Below are 21,021 nucleotides of genomic sequence, written 5' to 3' on the forward strand. Positions count from 1 at the left end.
TTTGCTACTCCATCACTGAAAGGAATATCGATGACTTTGGGTCTTTCCTGTGCACTTTTTTCAGCATCATCACATGCTCTGACGGTATATACCGCAGGCCCTGGTGCTATGGCAAAACAACTGGCTGCGGGTTATGAGCAGCAGACTGGCGTAAAAGTGGATGTCTTCCAGGCCACCACCGGAAAGGTGATGGCGCGCCTGGAAGCAGAGCAAGCTAATCCTCGTGCCGATGTGCTAATTTCAGCCTCCTGGGATACCGCGGTTGATTTGCAGAAAAAAGGCTGGTTACTGGCTTATGAAAGCCCGAATGCCGCTCAAGTGCCCACGCGTTTTAAAACGCCTTATTATGTCGCCCAAGGGATCTCAGCCTTAGGTATTGTCTGGAATACCAAAAGTGACACCCCGAAACCGGCTGAGTGGAGTGACCTGGCCAAACCGGCATTTCAAAATAAAGTCACGATGCCCGATCCTGCATTATCAGGCGCCTCACTTGACTTAGTATTAGGTCTGGAAAACGCCAAGAAAGCTGAAGCCTGGAAACTCTTCACGGATTTAAAAGCGAATGGCATGGTGATTTCCGGCCCCAACGCACAGGCTCTGACGCCAGTATTACAAGGCGCCAAAGCCGCAGTATTTGGCGCAGTGGACTATGTTGCCTATAGCAGTATTGCCAGCGGTGAATCAATCGAGGTTATTTTCCCGAAAAGCGGCACGGCTATTGCTCCACGCCCAATGATGATTTTAAACAGCAGTAAGCAGCAAGCCGAAGCGAAAGCCTTTGTCGATTATGTCCTGTCCCCGGAAGGACAGACCATTGTTGCCAATGCCTGGTTAATGCCCGCCAGAACAGATATTCAGGGTAAACGCCCGGATTTCTCCATGTTAACGATTCTGCCTGAAGCCACCACTGACAGCGCTGAACGTAATGACGTCTTGTCACGTTTTAATGCTATTTTCCGCTAATATTTTTTAGAGCCTATCCCACCAGGCGTACATTATTGCAGCCAGTTTGGAGCAGGACAGCGCGGAAAAACCGGAGCGTACCACCAGTACGTGGGGATTTTGAGCACTGCCCTGGGCCAAAATGGCAAATAAAATAGCCTATGGGATTGGCTCTTAATAAGACCGCGCTGGGTATATAAATATCCCGCAGGAGCATTGATTCTGATGATAAGAATTCGCTTTCTTCCGTTTATTATTATTGCCGCATTAACTATTCTTGTTCTGATTCCATTATTTTTCATTATATTACAATCGATTTTCCCGTCATTAGCCACCGAAGGTTTTAGCCAGCCATTCGCACCGATAATAAACTTATTTAGCGACCCTGAGTTACCGCCGCTATTAGGAAATACTTTATTACTGGGCCTCGGTGTTGCGACGCTAAGTGCACTGATCGCTATTCCCTTAGGGGCATTAAGAGGATTATTTAATCTCCCTTTTGCTCGTCTCTGGGATTTGCTGTTCCTTATCCCCTTTCTTATTCCACCTTATATTGCCGGGCTATCCTGGATGCTCACGCTCCAGCCCAACGGTTATTCCTGGCAGCTGTTAAGGATAAGTCCCGGTGAAGCTATTTTTTCACTGGGTGGCATAATCTGCATTATGGCGCTCAATTTATTCCCGGTGCTGTACTTCGCGGTATCGCGCAGTATGGCAGCCAATGGTAACCGTCTCGCTGACGTGGCTCGCGTTCATGGGGCCTCAGCCTGGCAAGCCTTCTTCAGAGTCACCTTTCCGTTGTCTTTACCGTCAATTGCCGCTGGAATCTTATTAGTCTTCACCTTATCGATTGAGGAATACGGCATTCCAGCCGCGCTGGGCACACCCAATGGTATCCGCGTGTTTACCACCGCCATTGAGCAACGATTAGGTGACTGGCCGATTGATTTACCCGGAGCGGCATCTCTTTCACTGCTGCTGGCGAGTATTGCGCTATTTGCCTACACGCTTCAACGATCGTTAGTCTCAGGGCGTAATGTGGCCACCACCACAGGTAAAGCTGCGGCAGTGGTTACCCGCTCGCTCGGTCACTGGCGCTGGCCGGTGATAGGTGTATTTGCCCTGGTGGCCTTTTTTGCCGTAGGCATTCCCTTGCTGGCGATGTTCGGAACCGCATTTACCTCAACCGTTTCCGGTGGACTGGCATTTGATAACTTAACCTTACGCCACTTTGCCGGACTGGTTGATACCCAGACAGAGGCACTGGATGCTCTGTTCACCAGCGTATCACTGGCGACAGCAACCGCCATTCTGACAGGTCTTCTGGGCTTTTTATCTGCCTGGCTGGTGGTTTCGCAGCGTATCAGAGGAGCCGTTATTATTGATGCGCTGTCTTTATTGCCGGTCGCTATTCCGGGGATTGTTATCGCCGTTGGCCTGATCCTCGCCTGGAATCAGCCCTTCTGGCCGGTCACGCCGTACCATACCTGGTGGATCCTGCTGCTGGCCTATAGCTGCTTATTACTGCCCTATCCGGTACGTTATTGCAGCGCTGCCCTGACGCAAATAGGCGATAGTTTAGCGGATGCGGCAAGAGTGCACGGAGCCAGCGCTATCACCACATTACGCCTGATTCTCTTCCCGCTGGTGATGCCCAGCTTACTGGCTGCGATGATGCTGGTTTTTGCTGTAGCCTCAAGAGAGCTAGTTTCTTCTCTGTTACTGGCTCCGGCGGGCATGCAAACCGTCTCTATTTATGTCTGGCGGCAGTTTGAGCAGGGATCGATTGGCAGCGGTATGGCGATGGCCTGTCTGGCAGTTTTAATAAGCCTGAGTTTGATGCTCACAGCACAGCTATTGCAGCAACGCACCCAGCATCAATAAGCGTCGGTCAGATACACCCGACGATGGGGTGTATCTGACATTTCTGTGGTCAGAGTTCATAACACCAGCTTAAGAAAGTTCTTTATATCGGCAATCGATTGATCCCGCTCTTCCAGGCTTTGAGACACAATCAAATTATCGGCATAACCGTTTAACATTGCTCCCAGCTGGCGGGCAACCTGTTCGCTATCTGCCTGACGAAAATCACCACAACTGATCCCCTCGTTGATGATATCCACGCTCCAGTCAACCCACTGCTGACCGACATTCTCTGCCAGTTCCCCATAAGCCGGTTCAACGGTCGCTTTATTCCAGATCGAACTGTAAAGCTGCCAGGTGGCATCAGGTTCAACAGTCAGGTAATTACTGACAGAAGCATTTAACCGTTCCCGGGGCAGTAAATGCTGGATCTCAGCCTTAGATGCAGCTAAATCTTTGCTGGCAAAATAGTGACAGGCTTCAAGGCACAAACTCGCCCAGTCAGGGAAATAGTGATAAATATGGCTGCGAGCAAGCCCTAAGGATGTCGTGAGCTCCCGAGTTTTAACATTCTCCAGCCCTTTCTCAATAAACAACGCGACAGCCGCTTCGAGGATTTTCTCCCTTAGCGCCGAACGGGTCTCTTTCATCTCTGACTCTCGTTGACTTTGAGCAATCGCTCAATTAGAATTTTTATGATTTTTGAGCATTTGCTCAAATTCTTTCGTTGTGAATAATCTCATGCAAATCATACCTGAAAAAATAACACCTGTAGTCTCACCTAACGCACTCAATACTCTCAAGACATTAGCCCGGCGTAATAACAAAAGGCTGATTTTTACCCTGTTATTAGTGATTGCCGAGAATGTCGTGTACCTGCTTTATCCTTTGCTGGCGGGTTTTGCGATCAACGCCATCTTACAAGGAAACACGCTACATGCGCTGTTTTACGCCATGTTAGTACTGGGAATGTGGGTTATTGGTGCTGCTCGTCGCAGCGTGGATACCCGAACCTTTGCCCGCATTTATGCCAAACTGGCAGTACCGCTGATCCTCGCTCAACGCAGAGAGGAAAACAGCCATTCAACGATAGCTGCCCGGGTGACACTCTCGCGGCAATTTGTCGATTTTTTTGAAACCCATCTGCCGATGCTTATCACCTCTGTCGCTTCTGTTTGTGGTGCGGTAGTGATGCTTATCACTATCGAACCCATAGCCGGTATTATCTGTTTAGCGATTTTGATTTTTTTCTTTTGCTTACTGCCCGGCTATACCCGCAAGAATGAGCAGCTAATTGAACGACTTAATGACAGACTGGAAAAAGAAGTGGCGTTTGTCAGCAGTGCCCGAGAAGAGAAACTCCATCGCCATTATCAGTTCCTGGCGCAGGTTCGTATCCGCCTGTCTGACCGTGAAGCGATTGGGTTTTTACTGATAGGCATTGCCGCAGCACTACTTTTTGGCATGACTATTTTTATGATGGCAGGCAGAGAAGGGATCAGCGCCGGGCACATCTATTCGGTCATGACTTATCTGTGGATGTTTGCCATGAGTCTCGATGATACGCCGTCACTGCTGGAAAAATATTCTCAGCTGAAAGAAGTGGGTCGTCGCGTTAATACCGGGATGATTTAATGGTAATCCCCTTAGTCATAAGGGGATCTTAGCTCAATCAGGACAGGGAGGAATTGAGCGGCCAGGAGTCAAACAGATAGCCATCAAAGTCGATATCATCAACATTTGAAAACTCCAGTAAGCGCTGTTTAACGTTTTCCAGATGCTGCCACATCGCAAGCTTAGCGGCGCGCGAGTCTTTCTTTATCAGGGCAGCGAGGATCTGTTTATGGTCAACCAGCCACTCTTTGCGGTAATCAGTATCATGAAGATGGCGATGTAATTGACTCCACATCGGGTTATTTTCACGCCACTCCCAGGACTGGCGGAACAGCTCAACCAGCATACTGTTATGGGTCGCTTCAGCAATCGCCAGATGGAACTGCATATCACCACTTTCAGTACCGCCCGGGTCACTGGATGCCAGCTCTCGCTCTTCGAGTTGCAGTGCCTGGCGCATTTTGATGATATCTTCCCTTGTTGCCTGGAGCGCTGCAAATTCAGCGATATTGCTTTCCAGTAACTGACGCGCCTGTAGCATTTCAAACGGACCCGCGTCATTAAACGCCGGGTTATTTATTCCTTCACTGGCGGGTTCGTTTAGGGTATCCAGAACATAGATACCCGCACCACGGCGAACATCAACCAAGCCTTTAATTTCCAGCATAATCAAAGCTTCACGCACTACGGTGCGGGTCACATTAAGCATCTCGGCAATTTCACGCTCAGGGGGTAAACGCGTGCCTGGCAGATAAGGAGTCTGGATGATCAAATCCTGGATCATCATTCCCACATCCTGATAGGGTCTTTGCTGAGATGGTTCAGGTTTCATTTGATTACGCCCATACAATACAGTGAGTTAATAGTCATAAACTAGCATATTTGCCGGTAGAATAAACAGCCATCATACCGACAAATAGAGAAGTGGTTAACCAAAGGGCATAAATATACCGCGCTAAATCGCGCGATATATTGATTAAGCTCAGACCGCAGCTAAACTACTGACACAAGCGCGAGCCCCTTGCTCAATAAGCTGCTGATAAGCCTGAGTTACAGCAGATACAAATGCCGCATTCTGTGGCAGATCCTGCCCAAAAATAGCCGTTAGGGTCAGTAATCCGGCAACACGGTCGACACCCTGATATTGCTGATTAATACGCTGGAACTCCGCTGATAAAGGATCGACAACCTCAATAGATTGTCCCTTCTCATCAACACCCAGGGTATAACGCATCCACCCTGCCACACCTAGAGCCAAATGCTGCCAGTTACTACCTGCATTCAGATGAAAACGTACGGAGTCCAGCATGCGTTGTGGCAATTTCTGGCTACCATCCATCGCAATCTGCCAGGTACGGTGACATAAGGAAGGGTTACTGAAACGCTCAATCAGTGAGGTCGCGTAGGCACGAAGATCGATATCTTCTGGCATAGATAAGGTCGGAGCTTGTTCCTGCAACATCATCGAAAATGCGGCTTTACGGTAAGCAGGATCTTCCATCGTGGCGGAGATAGTTTCATATCCACCCAAATATCCAAGATAGGCCAGGAAAGAGTGGCTCCCGTTCAGCATGCGTAATTTCATCATTTCAAAAGGCACAACGTCAGCAACAAACTGAACGCCAACTTTGTCCCATTCCGGCCGACCATTAACGAAATTATCTTCAATCACCCACTGGCTGAATGGCTCACAGGCAATAGCACAGGGATCAAAAGCGCCAAGCTTGTCAGCGATTTCTTGCAAAGTATCAGGAGTCGCTGCCGGGACAATACGGTCAACCATGGTACAAGGGAAACTGGCGTTAGCTTCAATCCACTCAGCCAGCTCCGGGCTGCGTGCTAATGCCAGTCCCAGCACCGCGGCTTTAGCCGAATGACCGTTGTCACGCAGGTTATCACAGGACATCACGGTAAAAGCTTTCAACCCTTGCTCACGACGCAGACGTAAAGCTTCAACAATATAACCAATCGCTGAGCTTGGTGCGTGTGGATTGGCCAAATCATTTTGAATCAGAGGGTTATTAATATCGAACTGACCACTGGCGGCATCAATGCAATAGCCCTTTTCGGTCACGGTTAATGAGACAATTGCGGTTTGTGGGCGCGCCATCGCTTTCAGGACGGTATCAATACCATCGGCTTTTGGATGCAAAACTTCGTTTATTGAACCAATAATTTTGTATTCAGTGGTCTCAGCACCCTTTTCTACCACGGTATAGAGCAGCTGCTGTTTTTTCAGGTTTTCAATCAACTTCTGCCCGTTACCCGACATCAGGTTCACTTCGCAAAGTCCCCAGTCACCCTCTGCCACTTCCAGCAGATGGTGGGTATAGACTGCCTGGTGAGCACGGTGAAATGCCCCGCATCCCAGATGAATAATACGGGATTCCAGACGCGTATTATCCCATGAAGGACGAGAGACAGAGAGGGTGCCGTTGGCAATAGTGGTGGTCATCAAAAACTCCAGGGTCAGCCGCAGCACGCGGACAGAAAAGAGAAAAAACTCATACAACCAATGTCATATCAGTCAGCTTACTGATTAAAGAAAGCCCGTCGTACCGCTAGCTCAACACCACGCACTTCAGCCAGCCCTTTCAGGCGACCGATGGCAGAATAGCCAGGATTGGTTTTCTTTTTCAGGTCATCAAGCATTTGGTGGCCGTGATCCGGACGCATAGGGATAGCAGAAGCCTGGCCTTCGGTTTCGCGGCGCACTTCTTCTTCAACTATCGCCTTAACCACTTCATACATATCCACATCACCATTCAGATGAGCGGCCTCATGGAAGGTCTTCGGATTTGCCTCACGTAAGGTAGAGCGTAAATGGGTAAAATAAATACGTGAGCCAAATCGTTTAATCATTGCCACTAAATCATTATCCGCACGCACGCCATAAGAGCCGGTACACAGAGTAAAACCATTTGCCGGGCTGCTGAGGGTATCGACAATCCACTGCATATCTTCTGCAGTGGAAACAATCCGCGGTAAACCGAGGATTGGGCGCGGTGGATCATCAGGATGCACCGCCATTCGCACACCGACTTCTTCAGCAACAGGAATAATGGCTTTCAGAAAAAAGGCAAAATTCTCACGCAGTTTTGCCTTATCAATCTCTTGATAAGTGGCAAGATGAGCACGGAATCTTTCCAGGGTGTAACCCTCTTCTGCACCTGGCAAACCAGCAATGATATTGCGTGTGAGACGCATTTTACCTTCTTCACCCAGAATAATGAAACACTGTTTCGCCTGCTCAATTTCCTCTTCAGTATAATCTGCTTCAGCGGCTGGTCGTTGCAGAATATAAATATCAAATGCAGCAAATTCAATCTGATCAAAACGCAGAGCTTTGGAACCATCCGGCAGAAGATATTCCAGGTCAGTACGCGTCCAGTCCAGTACCGGCATAAAGTTATAACAGACCGTCTTAATCCCGCACTGGGCCAGATTACGCAGGCTTTGCTGGTAATTAGCTATCCACTTAGCGTACTCACCACTGTGCGTCTTGATATCCTCATGAATCGGAATACTTTCGACAACCGACCATACCAGCCCCGCTTGCTCTACTATCGCTTTGCGCTGCTGAATCTCTGCAACTGGCCATATTTCACCGTTCGGAATATGGTGCAATGCCGTGACAATACCGGTTGCGCCAGCCTGGCGGGCATCAGCCAGCGTCACTGAATCATCGGGGCCATACCAGCGCCATGTCTGCTCCATACCCTTACCTCATTATTCGATTTTAGGTTTACTGACACATGGGCCATAACCTGAGTGATAGTGATTATCTGGCGGACTGAATGCACATCCACGCTGACTGTATGCGGTATAAATTCCTACTTCCCCTACCGCATGTCAACCAAAATAATCAAATTGGTTGACATGCTTGTGACTTATATCAATTAACCAAAACAGGTCATCTCTGACCGGGGTTATTATCCTTTTGGGCCCTGTATTTCCCTGCGCAATAGCACCATTTCACCCGCTAAATCCCGGCACAGCATGGCTGTCATCAGATGATCCTGAGCATGAACCAGGATCAGTGTCACAGGGATCTTACCCGCTCCTTCATCTTCACTAATCAACGCGGTCTGGACCTTATGTGCGGCTTTGATGGCTTCGTCTGATGCGGCTAAAGCGGCATCAGCCTCGCTCCACTTACCCTCACGTGCCTGCTGGATAGCAATCATGGCCTGGGATCTTGCTTCACCGGCATTGATTAATAGTTCCATCACTGTTTGTTCAAAATCCATACAAAACCCTCTTATTGGTATGCCAAATTCACATTTTTAATGCTACCGGAATACCAAAAAAGAGTTCTGAGAATAAGATCACAGAAATAAACTCTAATTACCGTCATTTTGGCATACCAAATAAAGTGCCCTGAAACACCCATCTAAACTGCTGAGGGTTGACCTATGTCTCTACAGGACCGTCTTATCGATTCTTTAGGTAGCTTTGCCACTCGCTTTAATAGCTACCGCTATATCATGGCGATCAAAGCCTCTTTTATTACGTTAATGCCCGTCATTATCGTAGGTGCTTTTTCTGTATTAATTTCGAATATGGTGTTCGATGCCAAGAACGGTCTTGCCAGCTTTGAGTCCCTGGCATTCCTGGCAGATTTAAAGGTCATCACCAGTAGCATTAGCTACGCGACGTTAAGCTTCCTTAACATTGGTGCCGTTTTTCTTATCGGTATTGAGCTGGGACGAATCAACGGCGTCAAAACCTTATTCCCCGGCCTGCTGGCGATTATCTGCTTTATCTCAGTGACACCGACGACACTTCAGTTGATGGTCGATGGTCAGATGATGCTGGTGACCGATGTACTGGCGAAACAATTCTCAGATACTAAGAGTCTGTTTTTAGGTATGTTTATTGCCATTTTATCCGTGGAAATATACTGCCGGCTTGAGAATGTCGACAGACTGAAGATCAAAATGCCCGATACCGTTCCACCTAACGTATCGGCTTCGTTTTCAGCCCTAATCCCGTCAATTCTCACCGTGACCTTAATCGCTTCTTTCGGCTTTATTTTCCATAAAGTCACCGGAATGTACCTCTATGACGCCGTCTATAAAGTGGTACAGCAGCCATTAGAATCCGTGGTGCAGAGCCTGTGGGGAATCTTGCTATTAATGTTTGTCGCCCAGCTTTTTTGGGTTATCGGCATACACGGTAATCAGATGATAAAGCCGATTCGCGAGCCACTCTTATTGGGCGCAATTCTGGTCAATATGAATGCTTTCGAACAGGGTCTGGAAGCACCCAATATCATCACTATGCCATTCTGGGATGTCTATATGAGTATCGGCGGATCGGGGCTGACTATCGGTCTTCTGATTGCGGTGATGCTGGCAACTAAGCGTAAAGAAATGCGGGAAATCGCTAAACTGTCATTCGGGCCGGGGATCTTTAATATTAATGAACCGGTTATATTTGGTATGCCAATTATGCTGAACCCTATTCTGGCTATCCCTTTCATTATTACTCCGTTGGTTACGGGCTCAATTGGTTATTTCGCCACCGTGATGGGCTTTGCCGGTAAAGCCGTCGTAATGGTGCCTTGGACAACGCCACCTATTATCAATGCCTGGCTTTCTACCGCAGGTTCGATGGGTGCGGTGGTCACGCAAATTATCTGTATTTGTGTCTCGGTCTTAATTTACTTTCCATTTGTCAAAATAGCGGCACGCCGTGCTGAAGCGATGGATCAGAAAAATATTCAACAGAACTTATCAGCAAAATAAGGAACCGCTATGAGCATTCATCACCTGCAATTACCCGAAGGATTTATTCTCGGTGCGGCCGCCTCAGCCTGGCAAACCGAAGGGTGGAGCGGAAAAAAAGCAGGCCAGGATTCCTATCTCGATCTCTGGTACAAAAATGACAGGCATGTCTGGCATAACGGCTATGGCCCCGCCGTTGCTACCGACTTTATCAATCGCTTCCGCGAAGATGTCGCCTTAATGAAAGCGGCGGGTCTGACGCATTATCGCACCTCAATTAACTGGTCACGTTTCCTGACTGACTATGAAAATGCGACAGTCGATGAAGAATATGCCCGCTATTATGATGAGTTAATTGATGAGTTGCATAGCAACGGCATTGAACTGATGCTGTGTCTGGAACATTACGAACTGCCCGCTCAATTACTGGAGCAGTATGGTGGCTGGCAGTCAAAGCATGTCGTGGAACTGTTTACCCGCTATGCCGCTCAGGTTTTTGCCCGTTATGCCGGGAAAGTTAATCGCTGGTTTGTTTTCAATGAGCCAGTAGTCGTGCAAACCCGCGTTTATCTGGATGCATTACGCTGGCCGTATGAGCAAAATACCCATAAATGGATGCAGTGGAATCATCATAAAAATCTTGCCACGGCGAAAGTTGTTCAGCTATTCCGCCAGCAAGGCTATCCGGGAACCGTTGGCACTATTCTTAATCCTGAGGTCACTTATCCTCGATCCACGGCGATACATGACGTTAATGCTGCCAGAATTTATGATCTCTTTTATAACCGCGTCTTTCTCGACCCGGCGATTAAAGGGGAATATCCCGCTGAGCTATTGCAGCTGCTTGATAAACATCAGATTCAATGGGTAGCCACCCCCGAAGAACTGGAGATTATCGCCGCTAACACTGTCGATGAAGTAGGGCTTAATCTCTACTATCCACACCGGGTAAAAGCGCCCTCACGCGCCTGGCACCCGGATACGCCGTTTCATCCTGCTTATTATTATGAACATTTCGACCTTCCGGGACGCCGCGTGAATACCTCGCGCGGCTGGGAAATTCAGCCGCGTATCATTTTTGATATGGCTCAGAGGATGAAAGAAGAATATGGCAATCTGCCATGGTTTGTCGCTGAAAGTGGTATGGGAATTGAAAACGAAGCTCGCTTTAAGAATGAACAAGGTGAGATTCAGGATGACTACCGCATTACTTTTATTGCCGAGCATATCCACCAGACCCTACTCGCAAGTCAGGCTGGCTGTAATTGTCAGGGCTATATGCTCTGGGCTTTTACTGACAACGTATCTCCGATGAATGCCTTTAAAAATCGCTATGGATTGATTGAAATTGATCTTGAGGATAAGCGTAACCGCCGCATGAAGAAGTCTGCGCACTGGTTTCGTCAATTACGTGATAGCCAGCAACTAACCGTCAGCATTGATGATGAATTTAAATAAGGTGGTTGATATGAAAAGAATCGTACTCGCTTGTGCCGCAGGAATGTCTACTTCAATGGTCGTGACCCGGATGGAAAAAGAAGCCGCATCGCGTGGTCTTGAATATAAAATTTATGCGATTCCGGAACAGAATCTGCGCGAAGAATTACAGAATTATGGCAATGAAATTGTAGTTGTCCTGCTCGGCCCACAGGTTCGCTTTAAATTAGAGGAAAATAAAAAGCTGACCGACAGCTATCAATTACCTATTGCTGTCATTGATACCCTGGCATATGGAACATTGAATGGTGGAAAGGTACTCGATCAGGCGCTGGCTTTGGTAAACTAGAAATAGATTACAGATAGGTTTCAGCTTGCACTTGGAAGCTGGAACCTTTGCGCCATGATATGAAAGGATTAGAGTGTGGAAAAGGCCGATATATCACAAGAAAAAAAACAGTATCAGGAAATTGGTCATAATCTACGCCAGCAGATTATCGACGGTCATTACCCCATTGGTTCACGCCTACCGCCAGAACGGCAACTGGCAGAGGCCTGGGGTGTAAGCCGAACGATTGTACGTGAGGCTTTACTGATGCTGGAGCTGGAAGGAACGGTCGATATCCGCCAAAGTTCAGGGGTTTATGTTTTACAAATCCCTTCCAAAAGCAACGATTCAGAAGAGGAGTTTTTTCACAGTGACGTCGGCCCTTTCGAGATGTTACAAGCCCGACAGCTACTGGAAAGCAATATCGCCGCTTTTGCCGCCAAGATGGCAACAAAAGCGGACATTGAGAACTTACGCCGTACTCTGGAGCAAGAACAACGCGCCATTGCGCTGAGCGACAATAGCCAGGACAACGATAAATTGTTCCATTTATTCCTCGCCCGCGCGACGCATAATCAAATGCTGCTGAATACCGTGACAAGTATCTGGCACCATCACGATGCCAACCCGGTATGGCAGCAGTTGCGTGCCCAGTTTGAAACCCGGGCCTATCGTCTTAAGTGGCTGGGCGATCATCAGACTATCCTTGCCGCACTTCGCCGTAGAGACGCCATAGGAGCATGGCAAGCGACATGGCAACATTTAGAAAATGTAAAAAATACGCTTCTTGAACTATCCGATTCTAATGACCCTAACTTCGACGGTTATCTGTTTGAATCAGTGACAATTTTCAAAGGAAAACTGATGTAATACTGATTCAATTCGGTCATCACTCTGATTAAGTATTTATGCTTTCTTTCTGCTCTGATAGCTTGAACTGATTCTGGCGCAGCAGATTATTTTATCCTGCGCTATGAAACTATCTTTACAACTCAACATCTCGCCTGACCTCACCTCTAATCCTTAGCTCCCCATGAATTCAGTGACTTAAGTCATATTAAGGTGGCTGAATCAGCTATTTGTGTCCGCTGTTTCACACTTCCGGCATCAATATGTTGTCTCCATGTTAAAAAGTGTGATTTAAGTAGCCCCAATTTGGTTTTGTTTTTGTTTTTTGATTTTTGTTTTGAATGCAATCGCAGATTCAGACCCCGACACTCTCTATCCTTATCAACATTACTGCGGAGGGATTTATTCATGTTTTCAGAAGAGCGTCGACAGGCAATTTACTCGGTTATCCGGGAACAGAAAAAAGTCAAAGTGGCGCAACTGGCTGAAAAATTTAGTGTCACTCTGGAAACTATCCGCAGCGACTTAAAATATCTTGAGGGTGAAGGCCTGATTCAGCGCTGCCATGGTGGTGCTATTCTGGGCCAGCAAGAGATCAAAAAGCTCAGTAAGTTTAGCGATAATTTTGATATCTCCTGTTTATTGCATGACTTTTTGGTTATGCAAAAACCACAGCAAAAAACCATGATGGGTAAGGTTTGTGTGCTGGGTTCTTTTGTCGTCGATATTATTGCTAATGTGGAATCTTTTCCGCAGGTTGGTGAGCTTATTTACTCCACCAGTAACAACTTTAGTCCTGGCGGAAAAGGTACTAACCAAGCGACGGCGGCAGCCTGTTGCTCTGCTAAAGTCCACTTACTGACTAAAGTCGGTGAAGACCATTTCAGTAAATATGCCTATAAATACTTACAAGCTAGCGGCATTGAATCATTTACTGTCTTCCAGACGGAAGCAGAACCAACCGGCAGCTCTATTAGCTATTTAGCTAACGAAACACATAACAATATTACAGCTACCTATCTGGGTGCCAACAATACTTTTGGCGAGCAAGAGATTGGTATTTCTTTACCTTATGTTGCAGAGGCAGACGTTTTACTGCTGCAAGGTGAAATCAATATTGATGCTAATCTTCGGGCGGCGCAGTTTGCCCATGAAATTAAAAAGACGGTTATCTTAAATGTCGCCCCTTATCATCCGTCATTAAAATCGCTCTATCCTTATGTTGATATTATTACGCTGAATTTGCACCAGGCTTCAAGTTGGGCAGAAATATCTATTCGCGATATTAACGATGCTCAGCAAGCATTGAAGATAATTTCCGGTGATGAAAATAAGAAAGTCATCATTTGTTTAGATCTCCTTGGTGTTGTTTTCCATGATGGCCATTCATCATTCCACCTGCCGCCGATGCCCTCTATGCGCGTTGATACCATGGCGGCAACCGATGCCTTTAATGGCGCTTTTGTTTCTAAAATAGCAGCAGGCTGTACCCTGCATGACAGCGTTCAATTTGCCAATGCGTTTTTATCTGCCTTTATTGAAAAGAAAGGCGTTACCGCTATGCCTGATTTAACCCAAGTACAGGCACGTTTAGATTCCTACATAAAACACTCTAGACCTCAAGTTATCAGCAATGAGAAAAGGTACCTATAATGAAAAAAGTCCTCCTCGCATTTACCCTATGTGGCACATTAATTCCAGGCGTAGCTTTAGCTGAATGGCCTGAAAAACCCATCACTATCATCGTTCCATGGGCTGCCGGTGGTAATACCGATACTGTCGCCAGACTTGCCGCAAAAGGTTTGCAAGAAGAACTGGGTGTGAACGTTAACGTCGTCAATAAAACGGGCGGTAGCGGCGTTGTGGGTCATGATGCAGTAAAAAGCGCTAAACCCGACGGCTATACGCTGGGTATCGCAACAGTAGAAATTGCCTTAATGCACCATCAGGGTATGACTAAGCTCACTTATGAAGACTACACCCCGATTACTCGCCTGGCGGTTATCTATGGTGGATTACAAGTTAGTAAGTCCTCACCGTTTAAAAATGCCCAGGAAGTGATTGAGTTCGCTAAAGCGAACCCGGGCAAACTGAAAGCGTCAGGCAGCGGCCTCAACTCCATCTGGCATCTGAACAATATTGGCATGCTGCGCTCAGCGGGCTTAAAAGATGATGCGATTCGCTTTATCCCAACGCAGGGAGCCAGCGCGGCCTTACAAGAACTGGCCTCCGGCGGTATTGATATTGTGACTTCATCACCGGGTGAAGCTGACAGCATGGTAAAAGCAGGCCTGGTAAATAATCTTGCCATCATGTCAGCCGAGAGATCGCCATTCTATGCCGATATCCCGACATTTAAAGAAGCCACGCCTAATGACTGGGAACTGCAAGCATGGAATATGCTGGTTGCGCCGGCTGGGCTTGATAAAAATGTTCAGGACAAACTGATGGCAGCAATGAAGAAGGTGTATGCCAAAGGTGAATTAGCGTCATTTGCTAATAAACAAGGTTTTGAGGTCATTGAGTTATACGGTGATGATGCTCATGCCTTTATGGCAGACGAAGACAAAAAGTTCGGTGAAATCCTGAAGAAATAATGAAGGAGACGGCCGCTAACCCGGCCGTTAAATGCCTATGCTAAATCGTCATATTGTTTCTTTAGTCATGTTCTTTTTCGGCTTGTTTCTTATTGGCTACAGTACCTATTCATTAGGTGATTTTAGTGAGTATGGTGCTGCCTTTATGCCATCCGTAGTCGGAGCCGGAATTATTCTTTTTTCACTTACCGATATGCTGTCACGTAAGAATGAAGATGATGTTCCATTAGTGACCTGGCATGAAATTAAGTTTGTTTTAATCGTTAGTGGATTAATTATTTTCTACATACTTTTTGTCGACTACTTAGGCTTTATTTTGACCGGGCTGATTATCACTGCGCCGTTAATGATGAAATATGCCAGAGCCAAAGCGATATATAGTCTGATTATTTCATTAGGGGTTGTAGTAGGTGTGTACTATCTGTTTACCGCTGTGCTTTTAGTCCCGTTACCGCAGTTTTTCTCATAGAGCAGGAAAAATAGTATGGACATATTAATAAGTGCACTTGCCTACCTTGATTACACGACATTTCTGGTGATTATCGGAGCGTGCTTATTCGGTCTGTTTGTTGGTGCTATCCCTGGATTAACATCGACAATGGCCATCGCATTAATGGTGCCATTTACCTTTTTTCTTGACCCTATCCCGGCTCTGGCACTGATGATATCGCTCGGCGCATCCTCTATTTTTGCCGGCGATATACCTGGCGCATTACTGAATATTCCAGGTACCCCTGCATCAGCAGCCTACACGAATGATGCGCATGCGATGGTAAAACAGGGTAAAACCAACCGCGTGCTGGGTCTGTCATTGACCACCTCCGTCATTGGCGGTGTGATTGGTACCATTGTCCTGGCCTTTACTGCCCCGGTTTTGGCTGATTTTGCCTTAAACTTCAGTTCTTATGAATATATGTGGCTGTCATTAATTGGCTTAAGCTGCGCAACCATCGTTTCTGGCAGTAATATCAGCAAAAGTATTCTGGCAATGCTGTTTGGTATCGCCCTGGCAACCATCGGCTTTGATGAGTTCACCGGCCAGGCACGCTTCACCTTTGATCAAGTATCTTTGATGCAGGGCGTCAGCTTTATTCCGGCAATGATCGGTCTGTTCGCCATCTCAGGTGCGATTAAATACTATGTTGATCGCCGTAAAACTCAAGGGCAGTCAGTAGAAGTTGTCGAAGGTGATGAACGTTCTTATAACTTATTTAAAGGTGTCGGCGGCGTTCTTCTTAAGCGTAAAACCAGCGTTATGCGCGGCGGCGCGATCGGAACCTTAATTGGTGCTTTACCGGGTGCCGGGGCTGATATTGCCGCCTGGATCTCTTACGCCGTTTCGAAAAAATTCTCGAAAAAACCTCAAGAGTACGGCAAAGGATCGGAAGAAGGGATTGTCAGTGCTTCAACCAGTAACAATGCCAGCCTGGCGGGAAGCTGGATCCCCACTTTAGTATTCGGTATTCCTGGCGATTCAGCTGCGGCGATTATTATCGGTGTGCTGTATATGAAAGATATGCAACCGGGACCAACGCTGTTTTTATTCAACCCGGATAAACTGTATGCCGTCTTTATCATCTTCTTTATCGCCAATATTATTTTGTTACCGGTTGCCTTTTTCGTTGTTAATTTACTGAAGAAAATCGTCGCTATCGATAGCGCCATTATCTACCCGGTTATTATCTTATTCAGTATTGTCGGTTCCTATGCGATTACCAATACTATCTCTTCTGTTGTCGTGATGCTGGTAATGGGCGTTATTGGTTATTTCTTACAGGAACGAAACTTCCCGATATCACCGATAATACTCGGTCTGATACTGGGGCCAATGTTAGAAAAAAATTTATTATCATCCCTGATGAAATCTGATGGTGACTATCTTAACTTTGTCAGCCGCCCGGTATCTATGGTTCTGGCGACCGCCTTCCTGTGTATTGTGATTATGCAAATCAGGACGGCATTTAAAGATAAAAAACCAGTGCATAGCCACCAGCCATAATATCAGATGAATAAAAGACAATACTGCACAAAAAGTTTGTAATTACGGAATAAAGTTCACCGAATCAGATAATGTGATTCGGTGAACCTCGAATCAATAACTTTAATTATGATACCTCTCATCGGTTGATTTAACGTCGGGAAATACGCATGAAAAAAATACTGAATAAACCAGAATCTTATGTTGATGAAACGTTAGCGGGTTTATGTGCTGCTCATAGCCATATTTATCATCAGCCACAGCCGCGTTTAATTACCAGAGCTCAAAAAACAAATACCAGTAAGGTCGGTATTGTTACCGGTGGCGGTTCTGGTCATTTACCGGTATTTACCGGCTATGTGGGTGAAGGCCTATTGGACGCTGCTGCCGTCGGTGATGTATTTGCCTCCCCTTCAGCGGAACTGATGGCAGAAACGATCCGTGCCGCAGATAACGGGCAAGGCGTGTTATTGCTGTATGGCAACTACGGCGGCGATGTTATGAACTTCGATATGGCATCCGAAACCGTCGATTTTGAAGACGATATCCGCTGTGCCACCGTTCTGGCAGCCGATGATGTCGCCTCAGCCTCCCCGGAAGAAGCAACCAAACGCCGCGGCGTTGCCGGCATGATCTACGGCTTCAAATTAGCCGGAGCCAAAGCGGAAGAAGGCGCATCGCTGGATGAAGTCGCCCGTGTTGCCAGTAAAGCCATGAATAATACCCGCACCATCGGCTGCGCCCTGACTTCTTGTATTTTACCTGCCGTGGGCCGCCCGACTTTTGATATTGGCGCAAATGAGATGGAAATGGGCATGGGGATCCACGGTGAACCGGGGATCTGGCGCGCCGAGTTACGCACAGCTGATGAAATTGCCGAAGAGATGTTCGAGCGCCTGCAAAGTGAACTCCAGTTAACAGAAGGTGATGCGGTTTCCGTATTAGTTAACTCGCTGGGTGCCACACCGCTTGAAGAACTCTACATCCTCTATCAGAAAATCGAAAAACTGATCCTGGCGAAAGGGGCTCGCATTGTTCAGCCTCTGGTTGGCCGTTATGCCACCTCAATGGAAATGACCGGTGCCAGCCTGACACTGTGCAAACTCGATAACGAGCTTGAGCAATTGATGAATGCCCCTGCTCACTGTGCTTTCTGGAGAGTGTAATCATGACCACTTTTACCGTTAATGATTTAAAGCTAGCAGGCCAGCGTATTGCTGCCGCTTGCCAGCAATCACAAGAGATGTTGTGTGAAGCAGATAGTCGTCTGGGTGACGGTGATTTAGGCCTGACCATGGATAAAGGCTGGCGACAAATTGCTGAGGATTCCGAAAACTGGCCGGATGATATAAGCCAGGCGTTATTTCAGTGCAGTAAATCCCTGCAAAAAGCCTGCGCGTCCTCATTCGGCACCTTACAAGCCACCGCATTTATGGCAATGGCGAAATATTGCAAAGAAAAACAGCTGAGCGAGATTTCAACCAGCGATATCGCCCCTCTGCTTACGGTTGCTTATCAGAGCATGATGGCGCGTGGTAAAGGGGAATTAGGGCAAAAATCAGTGCTGGATATTATCTATCAGTTATCTGAAGCCCTGGCTCCAGCGCTTTCTGCCAGTGAATTAAAAACCACCGCTATTACCAGCGTAAATAATACGCTGGATGAATTCCGTCAAAAACCTAATTTATTAGGGCGAGCACGTATGTTCCCTGAAAAATCCATTGGGTTAGACGATCCTGGCATGTTAGCCATTAAAGTTATTGTTGAAGCTATTTAATTAAAGGCCTGATTATGAAAAAACTTTTCGGTGTTACCGTGGCAATGACCACACCTTTCGATTCAGATGATAATGTGAATGTAGCAGCCCTGGCTGAATTAACAGAGATGCTGGTCACTAAAGGCGTTAGCTGTCTGTACCCTTGCGGCACTACGGGCGAAATGCTGCGTTTGTCCGTCGAAGAAAGAAAAACCGTTGCCGAAACCGTGATTAACACCGCCAAAGGTCGTTTACCGGTCTTTATTCATGTCGGAGCCATGACATTAAAAGATACCATCGCTTTAGCACAACACGCTGCCAGCGCTGGCGCTGATGGTATTGGTGTGGTGACCCCGCAATTCTTCTCTGCCAATGACCGTGAATTAGAGAACTTCTTTGTTACTGTTGCGAATAGCGTACCGGCTGGCTTCCCGGTCTATCTGTACAATATTCCACAATGCGCCGCGAATAATATCAAACCAGAACTCGCCGCTCGCGTTCAGCAGCAATGCAAAAACGTGATTGGCATTAAATACAGCTTCGCTGACAACAATACCACTCTGAGCTATATCGCTGTTGCTGATAATTTCTCTGTATTGCATGGCTACGACAAGATGTTTATGGGCCTGCTGGATGCCGGCTGTGATGGCACCGTATCAGGCTGTGCCTGCGTATTCCCGGAGCCTTTCGTGAATATGTACAGCGCCTACACTAGCAATGACCTGCAAGCGGCGAAACACTGGCAGACAGTGTGCGTCAAATTCAGCGATGCCTTAAAATCAGGCTCTAATATGGCTATTTTCAAAGCGGCGCTGAAAATGCGTGGCCTGACTGAAAGCCATATGCGTTTACCGCAGCTGGACTTGTTACCAGAAGAGTATGCAGAGCTGGAAGCGTCACTGAAGCAACTGTGTGAGAGCACGGGAATTAGTTTTAGCGCCTAATCTACAACTGGCTGTAACAGATCAAATGTCCGGTAAGTTCAACTTACCGGACATTTCAGAGTGATGCTAAACCGCACTTTTTTGTGCTCTAGGGAATGTGCAGACAGAATCTGGGGGCGATATCCTCTGCTATATCATCATTCACGGAGTACCAGAAAAGATGACTCACTAATGGCTGATTTGCGCCATATCATCTTCAATCAAACCGGTCATTTTCATAACGGCGTTGCGGTCAATGTCATTCTGCAGCATGGCACTGGCAATTTTAAGAGTCGCTTCACGCTCGCCCTTCTTCATGCCCTTATGTTCAAGCTGTTCTGCGATGGTCATAAGTTGATCCTCATGTTTTCTGTCAGTAATAGGGGGCTCATATTGTCCATCAGGTCTGACAGATCCCTGTGATGAATATGTTTCTGTAACAGCGTCAGAGTCGCCATACGCCGGTGCCTCATAATCTCCTCAACAAAGCTTCCTGACTCCAGTCTGAGGGTTGTGAAGTCACAGACAGCCTGCAATTCTGCTGGCAGATGTAATTGCATGAAATCCCGTGCCGTTTCGGGATGTGTCAGAAACTGTTTAAATATCAGGTCATGTGGGGTCGGAGTACCCTTTGCTTTCCTTGCAGCCATCTCTTTCTCCATTATTTCAGTTACTACCCGGATTAAATCGAAATGCCAACCCGGATAAATTAAATCTATATTGATATGCTAACTTCTATTAAGAAAACTACCATTTCAAATAAACACATCCATTAATTAGCGATAAAAAACCAAGTATTTTAATGCTACCACATCTAATTCAGGCAGCTACATTACAATAATTGCACCAAGGGAAACCAGAGACAATATATGAATTTTCCTAAAATAAAACATCAACATCTCATTGAGATATTATTTTTATATTTAATCACATCACAATCAATATCATTGATATTAATCCCATGAGAACTAAAAGCAAAAAATCTCCTGCTAACCTAATTAGCAG

Annotated in this window: 20 protein-coding genes and 1 pseudogene; 14 read left to right on the forward strand and 7 right to left on the reverse strand. The window is 46.7% G+C overall.

Going from position 1 to position 21,021, the window contains the following annotated elements:
- The first annotated feature begins 30 nt into the window (after nucleotides 1–30).
- Both M2387_RS09050 and M2387_RS09055 read left to right on the forward strand, forming a co-directional pair.
- Nucleotides 31–963: an ABC transporter substrate-binding protein gene (locus M2387_RS09050; protein ID WP_259048829.1), complete on the forward strand. Its 933-nt coding sequence runs from the start codon at nucleotides 31–33 to the stop codon at nucleotides 961–963.
- A 204-nt stretch (nucleotides 964–1,167) separates the two neighbouring features.
- Nucleotides 1,168–2,826, forward strand: a complete 1,659-nt coding sequence (locus M2387_RS09055; RefSeq protein ID WP_259048830.1) for an ABC transporter permease — start codon at nucleotides 1,168–1,170, stop codon at nucleotides 2,824–2,826.
- Nucleotides 2,827–2,882: 56 nt separating this feature from the next.
- Here M2387_RS09055 and M2387_RS09060 read toward each other — a convergent pair whose 3' ends face one another.
- Nucleotides 2,883–3,455 (reverse strand): TetR/AcrR family transcriptional regulator, encoded by a 573-nt coding sequence (locus M2387_RS09060; protein WP_259048831.1) that lies wholly within the window; start codon nucleotides 3,453–3,455, stop codon nucleotides 2,883–2,885.
- A gap of 91 nt (nucleotides 3,456–3,546) precedes the next feature.
- On the opposite strand from M2387_RS09060, the gene M2387_RS09065 reads away from it, so the two are divergent.
- On the forward strand, nucleotides 3,547–4,440 hold the full coding sequence (locus tag M2387_RS09065) for an ABC transporter six-transmembrane domain-containing protein (RefSeq protein WP_259048832.1): 894 nt from the start codon (nucleotides 3,547–3,549) through the stop codon (nucleotides 4,438–4,440).
- A gap of 37 nt (nucleotides 4,441–4,477) precedes the next feature.
- Here the strand turns inward: M2387_RS09065 and uxuR are convergent, their stop codons facing one another.
- The 4 genes from uxuR to M2387_RS09085 all read right to left on the reverse strand — a co-directional run bounded on the left by uxuR (nucleotide 4,478) and on the right by M2387_RS09085 (nucleotide 8,669).
- Complete coding sequence (gene uxuR / locus M2387_RS09070; protein ID WP_259048833.1) at nucleotides 4,478–5,251, reverse strand: Uxu operon transcriptional regulator; 774 nt, start codon at nucleotides 5,249–5,251, stop codon at nucleotides 4,478–4,480.
- Between the two features lie 150 nt (nucleotides 5,252–5,401).
- Entirely contained in the window at nucleotides 5,402–6,874 is a 1,473-nt protein-coding gene (locus M2387_RS09075) for a fructuronate reductase (RefSeq protein ID WP_259048834.1), read from the reverse strand.
- A gap of 77 nt (nucleotides 6,875–6,951) precedes the next feature.
- The gene (uxuA, locus tag M2387_RS09080) at nucleotides 6,952–8,136 is read right to left on the reverse strand and encodes a mannonate dehydratase (RefSeq protein ID WP_259048835.1); all 1,185 of its coding nucleotides are present in this window, start codon (nucleotides 8,134–8,136) and stop codon (nucleotides 6,952–6,954) included.
- Nucleotides 8,137–8,351: 215 nt separating this feature from the next.
- Nucleotides 8,352–8,669, reverse strand: coding sequence for a PTS lactose/cellobiose transporter subunit IIA (locus M2387_RS09085; protein WP_259048836.1), 318 nt, complete (start codon nucleotides 8,667–8,669; stop codon nucleotides 8,352–8,354).
- A gap of 165 nt (nucleotides 8,670–8,834) precedes the next feature.
- Between M2387_RS09085 and M2387_RS09090 the strand changes: the two genes are divergently transcribed.
- The 11 genes from M2387_RS09090 (at nucleotide 8,835) to M2387_RS09140 (ending at nucleotide 20,037) form a co-directional block, all read left to right on the forward strand.
- Nucleotides 8,835–10,169, forward strand: a complete 1,335-nt coding sequence (locus M2387_RS09090) for a PTS sugar transporter subunit IIC (protein ID WP_259048837.1) — start codon at nucleotides 8,835–8,837, stop codon at nucleotides 10,167–10,169.
- Between the two features lie 9 nt (nucleotides 10,170–10,178).
- Entirely contained in the window at nucleotides 10,179–11,606 is a 1,428-nt protein-coding gene (locus M2387_RS09095) for a glycoside hydrolase family 1 protein (RefSeq protein WP_259048838.1), read from the forward strand.
- A 10-nt stretch (nucleotides 11,607–11,616) separates the two neighbouring features.
- Nucleotides 11,617–11,934: a PTS sugar transporter subunit IIB gene (locus M2387_RS09100; protein WP_259048839.1), complete on the forward strand. Its 318-nt coding sequence runs from the start codon at nucleotides 11,617–11,619 to the stop codon at nucleotides 11,932–11,934.
- Nucleotides 11,935–12,009: 75 nt separating this feature from the next.
- On the forward strand, nucleotides 12,010–12,783 hold the full coding sequence (locus M2387_RS09105) for an FCD domain-containing protein (protein WP_259048840.1): 774 nt from the start codon (nucleotides 12,010–12,012) through the stop codon (nucleotides 12,781–12,783).
- 387 nt (nucleotides 12,784–13,170) lie between these two features.
- Nucleotides 13,171–14,415 (forward strand): PfkB family carbohydrate kinase, encoded by a 1,245-nt coding sequence (locus tag M2387_RS09110; protein WP_259048841.1) that lies wholly within the window; start codon nucleotides 13,171–13,173, stop codon nucleotides 14,413–14,415.
- Nucleotides 14,415–15,359: a tripartite tricarboxylate transporter substrate binding protein gene (locus tag M2387_RS09115; protein ID WP_259048842.1), complete on the forward strand. Its 945-nt coding sequence runs from the start codon at nucleotides 14,415–14,417 to the stop codon at nucleotides 15,357–15,359. Before M2387_RS09110 ends, M2387_RS09115 begins: the two co-directional genes overlap by 1 nt.
- 31 nt (nucleotides 15,360–15,390) lie before the next feature.
- The gene (locus M2387_RS09120) at nucleotides 15,391–15,828 is read left to right on the forward strand and encodes a tripartite tricarboxylate transporter TctB family protein (protein WP_259048843.1); all 438 of its coding nucleotides are present in this window, start codon (nucleotides 15,391–15,393) and stop codon (nucleotides 15,826–15,828) included.
- Between the two features lie 15 nt (nucleotides 15,829–15,843).
- Complete coding sequence (locus tag M2387_RS09125) at nucleotides 15,844–17,358, forward strand: tripartite tricarboxylate transporter permease (protein ID WP_259048844.1); 1,515 nt, start codon at nucleotides 15,844–15,846, stop codon at nucleotides 17,356–17,358.
- A gap of 149 nt (nucleotides 17,359–17,507) precedes the next feature.
- Complete coding sequence (locus M2387_RS09130; protein WP_259048845.1) at nucleotides 17,508–18,503, forward strand: dihydroxyacetone kinase subunit DhaK; 996 nt, start codon at nucleotides 17,508–17,510, stop codon at nucleotides 18,501–18,503.
- A gap of 2 nt (nucleotides 18,504–18,505) precedes the next feature.
- Nucleotides 18,506–19,114 carry a dihydroxyacetone kinase subunit L gene (locus M2387_RS09135; RefSeq protein ID WP_259048846.1) on the forward strand — a complete coding sequence of 203 codons (609 nt, stop codon included), beginning with the start codon at nucleotides 18,506–18,508 and terminating at the stop codon, nucleotides 19,112–19,114.
- A 14-nt stretch (nucleotides 19,115–19,128) separates the two neighbouring features.
- Nucleotides 19,129–20,037 (forward strand): dihydrodipicolinate synthase family protein, encoded by a 909-nt coding sequence (locus tag M2387_RS09140; protein WP_259048847.1) that lies wholly within the window; start codon nucleotides 19,129–19,131, stop codon nucleotides 20,035–20,037.
- Nucleotides 20,038–20,205: 168 nt separating this feature from the next.
- Here the strand turns inward: M2387_RS09140 and M2387_RS09145 are convergent, their stop codons facing one another.
- Nucleotides 20,206–20,367 (reverse strand): hypothetical protein, encoded by a 162-nt coding sequence (locus tag M2387_RS09145; RefSeq protein ID WP_259048848.1) that lies wholly within the window; start codon nucleotides 20,365–20,367, stop codon nucleotides 20,206–20,208.
- A gap of 116 nt (nucleotides 20,368–20,483) precedes the next feature.
- Nucleotides 20,484–20,666: pseudogene (locus M2387_RS09155) on the reverse strand (Rpn family recombination-promoting nuclease/putative transposase); the annotation flags it as partial.
- Nucleotides 20,667–21,021 lie beyond the last annotated feature (355 nt).

Origin of the sequence: Klebsiella sp. BIGb0407 (genome assembly GCF_024807845.1) — a bacterium.
Taxonomy (GTDB): domain Bacteria; phylum Pseudomonadota; class Gammaproteobacteria; order Enterobacterales; family Enterobacteriaceae; genus JGM124.